We start from the raw sequence: 12,758 nt of genomic DNA on the forward strand, positions 1-12,758 counted from the left end.
CACAGCCTCGACCGGCTAGTCGAGATTCGGGTGGTTAGGGAGATATAGCAGCCAGGCGGGAAGCAACCAGATGGCTTTCTGGGTTAATCCTTTGGTAGAGAGGCCTCAGCGAAGCGCCAGCCTGCGGGCCAGGCGGCTCAGATTTGCGCGGTCCAGGCCCAGTTCTCGCGCAGCCGCTGCCCAGTTGTCCTGGTGCCGTTGCAGGCAGGCCTCGATCACCTGACGCTGGTAGAGATCGAGCGCTTCGCGCAGCCCGCCTTCGGGCAGGGATAGCACTGCAGGCGGGGCTGCGGGGGAGGGCAGGGCGCCCGTGGTCGTCGCCACGCGCAGGTCCAGGTCGGTGGCTTCAAGCGTCAGGATACGCGGCCGCTCCGGGTGCTGGCCCATGGCTTTTAGCGCCGAGCGGCCGATCAGGTGTTCCAGTTCCCGCACATTGCCTGGCCAGTCGTAGGCCAGCAGCGCGGCCTGGGCTTCGCTGCTCAGGCGCAGGCTGTTCAGGCCCAGGCGCGAACGGTTCTGTTCAAGGAAGTACCCCGCCAATAGCAGCACATCGCGGCCACGTTCGCGCAATGGCGGTACGTGCAGCGGATACACACTGAGCCGGTGATAGAAGTCGGCGCGGAAGTTGCCATTGCGCACTTCCGCTGCCAGGTCACGGTTGGTGGCGGCAATCAGGCGCACGTCCACGCGGTGCTCGCGGTCCGAACCCAGGCGCTGCAGCTGGCCGCTTTGCAGCACGCGCAACAGCTTGGCCTGCACCGTCAGCGGCAACTCGCCCACTTCGTCGAGGAACAGCGTGCCGCCGTTGGCCAGTTCGAACTTGCCGCGGCGCTCACCGTGCGCGCCGGTGAATGCACCGCGCACATGGCCGAACAGCTCGCTTTCCACCAGGGTGTCCGGCAAGGCGGCGCAGTTGAGGCTGACCAGCGGCTTGTCAGCGCGGGTGCTGGCCTGATGCAGGGCCTGGGCCACCAGTTCCTTGCCGACGCCGGTTTCACCGGTAATCAGTACGGTCAGGTCGCTGCCGCCGACCAGGCGGATTTCCTCCACCAGGCGCTTGTGGGCAGGGCTCTGGCCGATCAGCTCTTTATCCTGGCCGCTGGCCTGGCGGTAGATTTCGGCGCGGTGGTGTTCGTCTTCGGCGCGTAGCGCCAGGTGCTCGATGCGCTCGGCCACGGTAACGGTGGCGGCGGCCAGGCTGGCGAAGGCCTGCAGGGATTCCAGCTCCAGGCTCTGGAACTGCCCGGGGGTGAGGGCATCGAGGGTGACCAGGCCCCAGGGGCGCTCATCGACCATCAAAGGGCAGCCCATGCAGTCATGCACTTCAAGGTGGGCATCGGCTGCGTTGACCAGGCCATCGTAGGGGTCTGGCAGGTCCGAGTCGCTGGCGAAACGGGTAGGCTCCGGGCGGCTGAGCAAAATCTGGAAGCGCGGGTGCTCGCTGACCCGGAAGCGCCGACCCAGGGTGTCGGGGCTAAGGCCGTCCACCGCCAGTGGCACCAGCCACTCACCGTCCAGGCGCAGCAGCGCGGCGGCGTCGCATGGCAACAGCGAACGCATGGCCTGCAACAGGCGGCGGTAGCGCTCCTGGTCGGGCAAGTCGCGCGACAGATCGCTGACCAGCGGCAGCAGGGCGGTAAGCAGTGGCTTTGTAGTCATATGGACTCCTATTGGTCGATATGACTATACGCTCGAGCGGGTCGTTTTGACACGGCGCCCATGACACCCCTGATTTTGCTGGGGATAAAAGTTGGCACGATTGCTGTAATAGCACAGGCAGTCATTTGAAGCCTCAGGCTCAGGAGTTGCTGCAATGCTCAATGCCGAACAACGTGCAATCATCAAGGCCACTGTCCCCCTGCTGGAAACCGGCGGCGAAGCGCTGACCACCCACTTCTACAAGATGATGCTCAGCGAGTACCCGCAGGTACGCCCGCTGTTCAACCAGGCGCACCAGGCCAGTGGTGACCAGCCGCGGGCCTTGGCCAATGGCGTGCTGATGTACGCCCGGCATATCGACCAGCTGGAGCAGTTGGGCGGCCTGGTGGGGCAGATCATCAACAAGCATGTTGCCCTGCAGATCCTGCCGGAGCACTACCCGATCGTCGGCAGCTGCCTGCTGCGTGCCATCGAGGAAGTGCTGGGCAAGGAAATCGCCACCCCCGAAGTCATCGAAGCCTGGGGCGCGGCCTATGGTCAGTTGGCCGATATCCTGATTGGGGCCGAAGAAAACCTCTATAAACAGAAGGAAGAAGCCGCCGGCGGCTGGCGCGGTACTCGCGAATTCCGCCTGGTGCGCCGTGAGCAGGAAAGCAGCGAAATCGTCTCGTTCCATTTCGCCCCGGTGGATGGCAAACCGGTGCTCAAGGCCGAGCCTGGCCAGTACATTGGCCTGAAGCTGGACATAGACGGTGCCGAGCAGCGTCGTAACTATTCCCTGTCGGCGCTGTGCGATGGCAAGGAATACCGCATCAGCGTCAAACGCGAAGCGGGCGGCAAGGTCTCCAGCTACCTGCACGATGAATGTGTGGTGGGCGAGACGGTGCTGTTGTTCCCGCCGGCGGGTGACTTCACCCTGGCTGCCAGCGACAAGCCGCTGGTGCTGATCAGCGGTGGTGTGGGCATTACCCCGACCCTGGCGATGCTGCAAGCCGCACTGCAAACCCAGCGTGAGGTGCATTTCATCCACTGTGCGCGTAATGGCGCCGTGCATGCCTTCCGTGACTGGGTCGACGGGCTGGCCGCACGTCACCCGCAGCTCAAGCGCTTCTACTGCTATGCCGAGCAGGACAGTGCTGATCAGGCTGATGCCGTGGGCCTGCTGAGTGAAGACCTGCTGGCCGAGTGGCTGCCGCTAGAGCGTGACGTGGATGCCTACTTCCTTGGGCCCAAGGCCTTCATGGCGGCGGTCAAGCGCCAGCTGAGGGGCCTGGGTGTGCCCGAGCAGCAGAGCCGCTACGAGTTCTTCGGGCCGGCGGCTGCCTTGGAGTGATGTAGTGCCTGTACTGGCCCTATCGCCGGCAAGCCAGCTCCCACAGGCACACCACAGGCCCCAGGACCTGTGCGTTCCCTGTGGGAGCTGGCTTGCCGGCGATAGGGCCGGTGCAGGCTTATGCATTCTCAGTGGCTGGGCCGCACCTCTCCTTCCTGCCTATATATAAAGAGAGATGAAACCGCCCACCCAGCTTTCACCTTTAATCCTGCTTTAATCACGGTATCCTTCACTTCCGGGTGTCGAGGGGCTCGCCCTTGCGCGGCATCCGGGCAGCTTTTTTTTGCCGCCCGACGTTGAACCGACCTCGTTGCGGCCGGTCTCAGCCACACCGGATAGCCCTGCGCAGTGCTATCACGCCGCTTCCTCGGCACGCTCCAAGGCCCTGCCCCAGCGTGTAGACTTGCGCAAGGCAGGCGGACCACGCTGCCACTATCCATCGAAGGAACCGGCAATGAACGAACAAACCTCGCGCCTCAATCGGGAACGGCGCTTTCTGGTGCTGTTGGGCCTGATCTGCATTTCGCTGATTGGCGGCGCCCTCTACATGCAAGTGGTGTTGGGTGAGGCACCTTGCCCGTTGTGCATCCTGCAGCGCTACGCGCTGCTGTTCATTGCCATATTCGCCTTCCTTGCTGCCGCGATGCCGGGGCGGCGCAGCCTGACCTTGTTCGAGGCGCTGGTGGTGGTCAGTGCAATTGGCGGAATCGTTGCGGCCGGCAACCATGTGTATATACTCGCCAACCCCATGGTCAGTTGCGGCATCGACACCCTGCAGCCGATCGTGGATGACCTGCCGCTGGCCAAAGTCTGGCCGCTGGCGTTCCAGGTCGACGGCTTCTGCAGCACGCCGTACCCGCCGATTCTCGGTCTGTCACTGGCGCAATGGGCGCTTGTGGCCTTTGTACTGACCGCCATCCTGGTTCCGCTCGGGATCTTGCGCAACCGACGCCAGGCTTAGACATAAGTCCCGATTTGCGTGTGGTCTTTTACGCCGCACGAGAACAGGGAAAATGTCCACACCGCTTGATCCAGATCAACCCCGAGGCCTTGCAGAATGCGGCTTTGGAGCCTATCAGGCGGGGTGCGACAAACTGTCGCGAAGTTGAATAATTGAGCATCATTGTTACGCATTCTGTAAAAGACTGTTGCTCAATAAGTCATAGTCAAGGGTTGGCGACCTAACTACAATCGCCCCCAATTTCCGTTCGGCACTGCTTGCGAGTCGCAGGATTGAAGGAAGCCCCAGCGCTCCTTTTTGCTGACTTCGTCAAGTTTCGCCCAACGGCGATACCGGGCGGACACCCCTCCGCGTTTCCCGCACCAAATGGACTTGGTCTGAAGTACAGGCCTGTTGCCTACGAAACCATAAGCACCGCCAACACGTTTGAAGCCAAGGTCCTGCAGTCGGACCCCAGGCAGGAGCGAGTACGGGCGAAAAATGCCTCACTTGGCAGGACGAAGTGTTGGCTACCAAAACACAAATTGCATTGAAGCAAGCTGATCTAGAGGTCGTGAGATGAGTAAAAAGCGTTACCCCAGACTGTTTGGCATATTGCCCGTTTTAGGCATGCTTTTACTCAGTGGGTGCAACTGGACCCTGCTCGACCCGAAGGGCCAGGTCGGCATTGAGCAAAAGAACCTGATCCTGATCGCAACCGGCCTGATGCTGCTGGTGGTGATTCCCGTCATCATCATGACCCTGGCGTTCGCCTGGAAGTACCGTGCTTCCAACAAGGCAGCCACCTACACCCCCGACTGGTCGCACTCGACCAAGATCGAGGCCGCGGTGTGGATCATCCCGATCCTGATCATCATCGCCCTGGGTTACGTCACCTACAAGTCGACCCACAAGCTGGACCCTTACCGTCCGCTTGATTCGGACGTCAAGCCGATCCAGATCGACGTGGTCGCGCTGGACTGGAAGTGGCTGTTCATCTACCCGGAGCAGGGCATCGCTACGGTCAACAAGATCAACTTCCCGGCCAACACCCCGATCAACTTCCGCGTCACCTCCGACGCCGTGATGAACTCGTTCTTCATCCCGGGCCTGGGTGGCCAGATCTACGCCATGGCTGGCATGACCACCAAACTGCACCTGATCGCCAACGAGAACGGTGTGTTTGACGGTATCAGCGCCAACTACAGCGGTGCTGGTTTCACCGGCATGAAATTCAAGGCTACTGCCACTTCCCAGGCCGACTTCGATGCATGGGTCGCCGAGGTCAAGCAGTCGCCACTGAAGCTGGACAAGGCCGAGTATGAAGCTCTGGTCAAGCCTAGCGAATACGTCCCAGTCGCGCTGTACAGCGAGGCGCCAGCGGAGCTGTTCCAGACCATCGTCGACAAGTACGAAGGCATGAACCGCGGCAAGCCGGTCCACGAAGAAGCAGGCAGCAAAGATCTGGCCACTACCAAGGGTGTGGAAACGAGTATGCAACCAGCTGCCGGTGCAGAGGAGTAAGAGATGTTCGGTAAACTAAGCCTGGAGGCGATACCCTATCACGAGCCGATAGTCATGGTGACGCTTGCCATGATCGCGCTCGGCGGTATCGCTGTCGTCGGTCTTATCACCTATTTCCGCAAGTGGACCTACTTGTGGAGCGAGTGGCTGACTACTGTCGACCACAAAAAGATCGGCGTGATGTACATCATCGTCGCGATGATCATGCTGCTGCGCGGCTTTGCCGACGCCATCATGATGCGTACCCAGCTGGCTGCCGCTACCGGTGGCTCCGAAGGCTATCTGCCGCCTGAACACTATGACCAGATCTTCACCGCTCACGGTGTGATCATGATCATCTTCATGGCGATGCCGTTCTTCACCGGCCTGATGAACCTGGCGGTTCCTCTGCAGATCGGTGCACGTGACGTTGCCTTCCCGTTCCTGAACTCCCTGAGCTTCTACCTGCTGCTGGCAGGCGTGCTGCTGGTCAACATCTCGCTGGGCGTTGGTGAATTCGCCAAGACCGGCTGGGTTGCCTATCCGCCGCTCGCAGGCATCCAGTACAGCCCTGGGGTAGGTGTCGACTACTACATCTGGGCGCTACAGCTATCGGGCCTGGGTACGACGCTTACCGGTGTGAACTTCCTCGTCACCGTGATGAAGATGCGCGCACCTGGCATGAAGCTGATGGACATGCCGATCTTCACCTGGACCTGCACCTGGGCCAACGTACTGATCGTTGCTTCGTTCCCGATTCTGACTGCCGCACTCGCTCTGCTGACTGTTGACCGTTATCTGGACTTCCACATTTTCACCAACGAGCTTGGTGGGAACCCGATGATGTACGTCAACCTGTTCTGGGCGTGGGGTCACCCTGAGGTCTACATCCTGATCCTGCCGGCCTTCGGCGTGTTCTCGGAAGTGACTTCGACGTTCTCTGGCAAACGCCTGTTCGGCCACCACTCGATGATCTACGCATCGGGCGCGATCGCCATCCTCGGCTTTGCGGTATGGCTGCACCACTTCTTCACCATGGGTGCCGGCGCCAGCGTCAACACCTTCTTCGGCCTGGCGACGATGCTGATCTCCATCCCGACCGGTGTGAAGCTGTTCAACTGGCTGTTCACCATGTATCAGGGCCGTGTGCGCTTCACCGCACCGATGCTCTGGACCCTGGGCTTCATGGTCACCTTCTCCATCGGTGGCATGACCGGCGTACTGCTGGCCGTACCAGGTGCTGACTTCGTCCTGCACAACAGCCTGTTCGTAATTGCGCACTTCCACAACGTGATCATCGGTGGCGCGGTATTCGGCTACATCGCCGGTTTCGCCTTCTGGTTCCCGAAAGCCTTCGGCTTCACCCTGAACGAGAAGTGGGGCAAAGCTGCCTTCTGGTTCTGGCTGTCGGGCTTCTACGTTGCGTTCATGCCGCTGTACGCCCTGGGCTTCATGGGCATGACCCGTCGTCTGAACCACTCCGACAACCCACTGTGGGAACCCTACCTGTACGTAGCCGTTGTCGGCGCCGTGCTGATCCTGTTCGGTATCGCTTGCCAGCTGATCCAGATCTACGTGTCGGTTCGCGACCGCAAAGACAACATGGACGTCACTGGCGACCCATGGGGCGGCCGTACCATCGAGTGGTCCACTTCGTCGCCACCTCCGTTCTACAACTTCGCTCACATGCCTGAGAAAGTTGGTCTGGACGCCTGGCACGAAGCCAAGGAAGCCGGTGTTGCGTACAAAGTTCCGGCCAAGTACGAAGCGATCCACATGCCGAGCAACACCTCCACCGGTCTGTTCATGGGTCTGTTCCTGACCGTGTTCGGTTTCGCCTTCATCTGGCACATCTGGTGGCTGGTGGGCGCGAGCCTGTTGGCAACCATCGCAGTCTTCGTTCGCCACGCTGCACGTGACGACCAGGGCTACATGGTTCCGGCCGAAGAAGTGGCGCGCATCGAAGGCGAGCGTCTGAAAGCGCTGGCCAAAGCAGGTGCTCTGCCTGCCGGCGCACGTGTCGAATCGTTTGAGCGGGTGTAATCAATGTCCAGTCAAGTAATGCACGGCGGCGCTGCTCATGGTCACGACCATGGGCATGACGACCACCACCACGACTCGGGCCAGATGACCGTACTGGGCTTCTGGCTGTACCTGATGACCGACTGCATCCTGTTTGCGTCGCTCTTCGCCACCTACGCGGTGCTGTCCGGCAGTTTTGCCGGCGGCCCGTCGGGTCATGACATCTTCCAGCTCGATTTCGTAGCTGTTGAAACGCTGTTCCTGCTGCTGTCCTCGATCACCTTCGGCTTCGCCATGCTGAAGATGTTCGATGGCAAGAAAGCAGGCGTACTGGGCTGGTTGGCTGTGACCTTCCTGTTCGGTGCAGGCTTCATCGCGATGGAAATCTATGAATTCCATCACCTGATCAGCGAAGGCTTCGGCCCGCAGCGCAGTGGCTTCCTGTCGGCGTTCTTCGCGCTGGTCGGTACCCACGGCCTGCACGTGACTGCTGGTCTGATCTGGATGGCAATCATGATGTACCAGATCAGCAAGCACGGCATCACGCCGACCGCCAAGACCCGCATGAGCTGCCTGAGCCTGTTCTGGCACTTCCTGGACGTGGTCTGGATCTGCGTATTCACCGTCGTTTACCTGCTGGGGGTTCTGTAATGGCTAACGCACACGACACTCATCACGAAGGTAATCACGGTAGCGTCAAGTCGTACATGATCGGCTTTGTACTGTCGATCATCCTGACCGCGATCCCGTTCGCGCTGGCGATGACCGCCAGCTTGCCGAAGAACCTGACCGTTCTGATCATCGTTGCCATGGCCGTGATCCAGGTAGTCGTACACCTGGTGTACTTCCTGCACATGGACCGCTCGAAAGAGCAACGCAACAACGTGTCGACGTTCCTGTTCACCGTGATGGTTATTGCACTGCTGGTCGGCCTGTCGCTGTGGATCATGTTCAACATCCACATCGAAATGATGGCCAAGTGAGGTAAGACTGCATGTCCGTTAAGCACTTTATCCAAATCACCAAACCGGGGATCATTTTCGGTAACGTGCTTTCCGTGGCAGGCGGTTTCTTCCTTGCCTCGAAGGGCCATGTGGATTTCGCCCTGTTCCTGGCGGTGGTGATCGGTACTTCGCTGGTGGTGGCGTCTGGATGCGTGTTCAACAACTGCATCGACCGTGACATCGACCACAAGATGGAGCGCACCAAGAACCGCGTCATGGTTCAGGGCGGCATGTCGCTGCCCCTCGCGCTGATCTACGCCACCCTGCTCGGGGTGGCGGGTTTCAGCCTGCTGTATGTCCAGGCCAACCCGCTGGCGGCGTTCTGTGCGCTGATCGGCTTCGTTGTCTACGTCGGTTTCTACAGCCTGTGGCTGAAGCGTAAATCGGTGCACGGCACCTTGGTCGGCAGCCTGTCCGGTGCCATGCCTCCGGTGATCGGCTACTGCGCCGTGAGCAACAGCTTCGACCTGGCTGCGGTAACCCTGCTGGTGATGTTCAGCCTGTGGCAGATGCCGCACAGCTTTGCCATCGCGATCTTCCGCTTCAAGGATTACAGTGCTGCCAATATTCCGGTCCTGCCGGTGGCACGCGGTATCCTTGCCGCGAAGAAGCAGATCGTGCTGTACGTGCTGGCGTTCGTGCTCGCCACCTTGATGCTTACCCTCGGCGGTTACGCCGGCCTCGGCTACCTGGCCGTGGCAGCTGCCATGGGCCTGTACTGGCTGTACATGGCATGGGGTGGCTACAAGGCCGAGGACGATAGCAAGTGGGCGCGCAAGGTGTTCGGTTTCTCCATCCTCACCGTCACTGCCCTGAGCGTGATGATGGGTGTGGATAGCCAAACGGCTGCGGACGTGCTGATGACTTACGCACGCTGAAATAGCTGCCTGTTTCACGAAAACCCCGGACATGTGCCGGGGTTTTTTTATGGGTTTTTCCTGGGCCGGCCTCTTCGCGGGTGAACCCGCTCCCACAGGATCTCCACAAGCTTGAGGGTTTTGATATCCCTGTGGGAGCGGGTTCACCCGCGAAGAGGCCATGCCTGAAGAAATAAATCCCTGATTTTCAAAGAATAGATCTGAAAAAATCTAAAAAACAGGAAATTGTCCTTTACATGCATCCTGTTTCGGCACTATCTTCTGATCCAGGCCGCCATATCGGCCAACGTCGCTCGGACGGTTCCGGGCGCTTACGTATTCAGAGGAAGCCATGGCCAACCCAGGTTCGCCGCGCCGCTTTGCGCGCATCGATCGTCTCCCCCCTTACGTCTTCAACATCACTGCCGAGCTCAAGATGGCTGCCCGCCGCCGTGGCGAGGACATCATCGACCTGAGCATGGGCAACCCCGATGGCGCCACCCCGCCGCACATCGTCGAGAAGCTGGTGCAGGTCGCCCAGCGTGAAGACACCCACGGCTACTCCACCTCCCGCGGTATCCCGCGCCTGCGCCGGGCCATCTCCAACTGGTACAAGGAACGCTACGAGGTCGACATCGACCCGGAAAGCGAAGCCATCGTCACCATCGGCTCGAAAGAGGGCCTGGCGCACCTGATGCTGGCCACCCTTGATCAGGGCGACACGGTACTGGTGCCCAACCCCAGCTACCCGATCCATATCTACGGTGCAGTGATTGCCGGTGCCCAGGTGCGCTCCGTGCCGCTGGTGCCGGGTGTGGACTTCTTCAACGAGCTTGAGCGGGCCATCCGCGAGTCGATCCCCAAGCCGAAGATGATGATCCTCGGCTTTCCGTCCAACCCCACTGCCCAGTGCGTGGAGCTGGACTTCTTCGAGCGTGTGGTGGCCCTGGCCAAGCAGTATGACGTGCTGGTGGTCCACGACCTGGCCTATGCCGACATCGTCTACGACGGCTGGAAGGCCCCATCGATCATGCAGGTGCCAGGCGCCAAAGACATTGCGGTGGAGTTCTTCACCCTGTCGAAGAGTTACAACATGGCTGGCTGGCGAATCGGCTTCATGGTCGGCAATCCCGAACTGGTCAGCGCCCTGGCCCGGATCAAGAGCTACCACGACTACGGCACCTTCACCCCCTTGCAGGTAGCGGCCATCGCCGCGCTGGAAGGCGACCAGCAATGCGTGCGCGATATTGCCGAGCAGTACCGCCAACGCCGCAACCTGTTGGTGAAGGGCCTGCACGAACTGGGCTGGTTGGTCGAGAACCCCAAGGCGTCGATGTACGTGTGGGCGAAGATCCCGCCGGAATACGCGCACCTCGGCTCGCTGGAGTTCGCCAAGAAGCTGCTGGCCGAGGCCAAGGTATGCGTGTCGCCGGGTATCGGCTTTGGTGAGTATGGCGACGACCATGTGCGCTTTGCCCTGATCGAAAACCAGGACCGCATTCGCCAGGCCATTCGCGGTATCCGTCAGATGTTCCGGGCTGACGGCCTCGGCCGCAAGTAAGCAACCGGGGCTGCAAAGCAGCCCCGGAATCTTCAGCCGGGCGAGCTTTCCGCCTGCATCCCACGCCTCAGCCTACCTATCTTCAGCACTCATTTCTCAGCGAAGAGATCCCCCATGAGTGTCTTCACCGCCTATTTCTGCGGCACCGGCTCGCACCGCTTCGACGATGCCAACCCCAACTTCTGGAACGGCGAACTGGTCTCGACCCTTGCCAGCAACGATCAGGGCCGCGAGTTCGCCCACTGGATAGCCGTGGACGGTCCAGGTAGCGGCAACCTTCAGGATGACAACCTGTTCGTCGAGCCTGGCAGTTACTACAACTGGAGCGGCCAGCTGTTCGGGCGCGGCTGGGAAGAGAACGTCAACCATGTGCTGCAGCTGATAAAGGGTGAAACCAGCTGGCAGCGCAGCAAACTGAGCGAAGATGAATATGAACGGCTGAAAGACGCCGGTGTGTCGATACCGGATGCTGCTTCCACGGCCTCCTGGTTCTGGCGCACTTACGACTATGGAGTACGTCAGCCGACCCCGCAGGAGCTGCAGGAGCGCATCATCAGCATGTTCCGCGAGCCACGTCTGCCAACCCAGGTCAACCTGGTGGGATGGAGCAGGGGAGGGATCAGCTGCCACATGTTGGCCAACGCCATGGCGAACGACCCTGCACTGCGGGGGATACCTGTGAACATATTCGCGATTGATCCAGTGCCTGGGGTCGGCAACGTGCAGTCCGAGCGGGTAACGTTGGCTGCCAATGTCCGGGAATACGTAGGCTTCTATTCCCGGGATGAGCGCTCCAGAGGGTTTGCCTGTGTCATCCCGTCAGTCCACGGCAGCACGCGTATCTGCGTCTACCCGATGCCAGGGCGCCATGCCACGCTGGTGGGCAACGCCTCGGCCGATGGTGCGGGCGTTGGCAAGGTGTTGGCCGAGCCTGGCCTGATCGTGCGCCATTTTGCCGAGGTATGCCTGACTCGCTGGGGCGTTCAGCTGGCCAACCGCCTGAATCTCGACGATAGCCAGTTGATGCAATACCACAAGGCAATGGCTGCAGCGGACGGGCGCTACCAGGACATGCGAAACGAGTCGTACACCGTGCTTACCGAAGGTGAAAAGCATGACCGGCTGGTGCATTGCGGCCTGGCCCCCACGCATTTCAGCAAGGTGCAGGGCAACGCCTATCACCCCCGCGAGGGGTTGGCCTTGCAACGCTGGAATGCCAGCACCTACAAGGCTATCAGCTGACGGCAGCGGGCGGCCGGTGACGTCACTGGCCGCTCGCACCCGTGCGCCGGATCAGCGGCAACTTTTTTTACGTCTGCCCTCTATCCAGCCGGCCCCGCTTGGATTAAAAATGGCGCCGCGGGCCAGACCCGATAACAACAACCTTCCCTCCGTGGCACCATGTCCGAATATAACCCTTGCCTTGACTGCGGCGCCTGCTGCGGGTACTTCCGTGTGTCCTTCTTCTGGGGCGAATGCCAGTCTGCCGGGGGCGTTGTGCCGGACGACCTGGTGGTCCAGATCAACCCAACCCGCGTTGCCATGATTGGCACCGATGCCAAGCCTTGCCGCTGTGTCAGCCTTGCTGGCGAGATTGGTAAAGAGGTGGCCTGTACCATCTATGCCAATCGCTCCAGCCCTTGCCGCGAGTTTGATGCTTCGTGGGAGGGTGGGGTGCATAACCCCAGCTGTGATGATGCGCGGGCGGCGTACGGGCTGCCACCGCTCACCCCGCCGGGGGCCAACGAGCCGCACTGGCCGGATGATGGGGCTGAGGTGGCCTGAGGCATTGTTGCTCGCCTGCACTGGCCCCATCGCCGGCAAGCCAACTCCCACAGGTACTGCACGAGGCTCAGGCCCTGTGGAGACCTTGTGGGAG

Annotated in this window: 11 protein-coding genes; 10 read left to right on the forward strand and 1 reads right to left on the reverse strand. The window is 60.7% G+C overall.

Going from position 1 to position 12,758, the window contains the following annotated elements; all coding sequences use genetic code 11:
* Positions 1-105: 105 nt before the first annotated feature.
* A complete protein-coding gene (gene norR / locus AC5O5I_RS03930; protein WP_172221193.1) occupies positions 106-1,659 on the reverse strand; it encodes a nitric oxide reductase transcriptional regulator NorR in 1,554 nt (517 codons plus the stop codon).
* 154 nt (positions 1,660-1,813) lie between these two features.
* Here norR and hmpA point away from each other — a divergent pair, with 154 nt between their 5' ends.
* The 10 genes from hmpA to AC5O5I_RS03980 all read left to right on the forward strand — a co-directional run bounded on the left by hmpA (position 1,814) and on the right by AC5O5I_RS03980 (position 12,664).
* Positions 1,814-2,992: an NO-inducible flavohemoprotein gene (hmpA, locus tag AC5O5I_RS03935; protein WP_494512103.1), complete on the forward strand. Its 1,179-nt coding sequence runs from the start codon at positions 1,814-1,816 to the stop codon at positions 2,990-2,992.
* A gap of 454 nt (positions 2,993-3,446) precedes the next feature.
* Positions 3,447-3,953: a disulfide bond formation protein B gene (locus tag AC5O5I_RS03940; protein ID WP_172221187.1), complete on the forward strand. Its 507-nt coding sequence runs from the start codon at positions 3,447-3,449 to the stop codon at positions 3,951-3,953.
* Positions 3,954-4,511: 558 nt separating this feature from the next.
* On the forward strand, positions 4,512-5,456 hold the full coding sequence (cyoA, locus tag AC5O5I_RS03945; protein WP_172221184.1) for a ubiquinol oxidase subunit II: 945 nt from the start codon (positions 4,512-4,514) through the stop codon (positions 5,454-5,456).
* Between the two features lie 3 nt (positions 5,457-5,459).
* The gene (cyoB, locus tag AC5O5I_RS03950; RefSeq protein WP_172221181.1) at positions 5,460-7,478 is read left to right on the forward strand and encodes a cytochrome o ubiquinol oxidase subunit I; all 2,019 of its coding nucleotides are present in this window, start codon (positions 5,460-5,462) and stop codon (positions 7,476-7,478) included.
* A gap of 3 nt (positions 7,479-7,481) precedes the next feature.
* A complete protein-coding gene (cyoC, locus tag AC5O5I_RS03955) occupies positions 7,482-8,108 on the forward strand; it encodes a cytochrome o ubiquinol oxidase subunit III (RefSeq protein ID WP_172221178.1) in 627 nt (208 codons plus the stop codon).
* On the forward strand, positions 8,108-8,440 hold the full coding sequence (cyoD, locus tag AC5O5I_RS03960; protein ID WP_172221175.1) for a cytochrome o ubiquinol oxidase subunit IV: 333 nt from the start codon (positions 8,108-8,110) through the stop codon (positions 8,438-8,440). Before cyoC ends, cyoD begins: the two co-directional genes overlap by 1 nt.
* Positions 8,441-8,451: 11 nt before the next feature.
* On the forward strand, positions 8,452-9,339 hold the full coding sequence (gene cyoE / locus AC5O5I_RS03965; RefSeq protein WP_172221172.1) for a heme o synthase: 888 nt from the start codon (positions 8,452-8,454) through the stop codon (positions 9,337-9,339).
* Between the two features lie 331 nt (positions 9,340-9,670).
* Positions 9,671-10,879, forward strand: a complete 1,209-nt coding sequence (gene alaC / locus AC5O5I_RS03970) for an alanine transaminase (RefSeq protein WP_494512104.1) — start codon at positions 9,671-9,673, stop codon at positions 10,877-10,879.
* A 114-nt stretch (positions 10,880-10,993) separates the two neighbouring features.
* Positions 10,994-12,121 (forward strand): hypothetical protein, encoded by a 1,128-nt coding sequence (locus tag AC5O5I_RS03975; protein WP_494512105.1) that lies wholly within the window; start codon positions 10,994-10,996, stop codon positions 12,119-12,121.
* A 159-nt stretch (positions 12,122-12,280) separates the two neighbouring features.
* Positions 12,281-12,664, forward strand: coding sequence for a YkgJ family cysteine cluster protein (locus AC5O5I_RS03980; RefSeq protein WP_172221163.1), 384 nt, complete (start codon positions 12,281-12,283; stop codon positions 12,662-12,664).
* Positions 12,665-12,758: the final 94 nt, after the last annotated feature.

The organism is Pseudomonas sp. 9_2_1 (genome assembly GCF_059295275.1).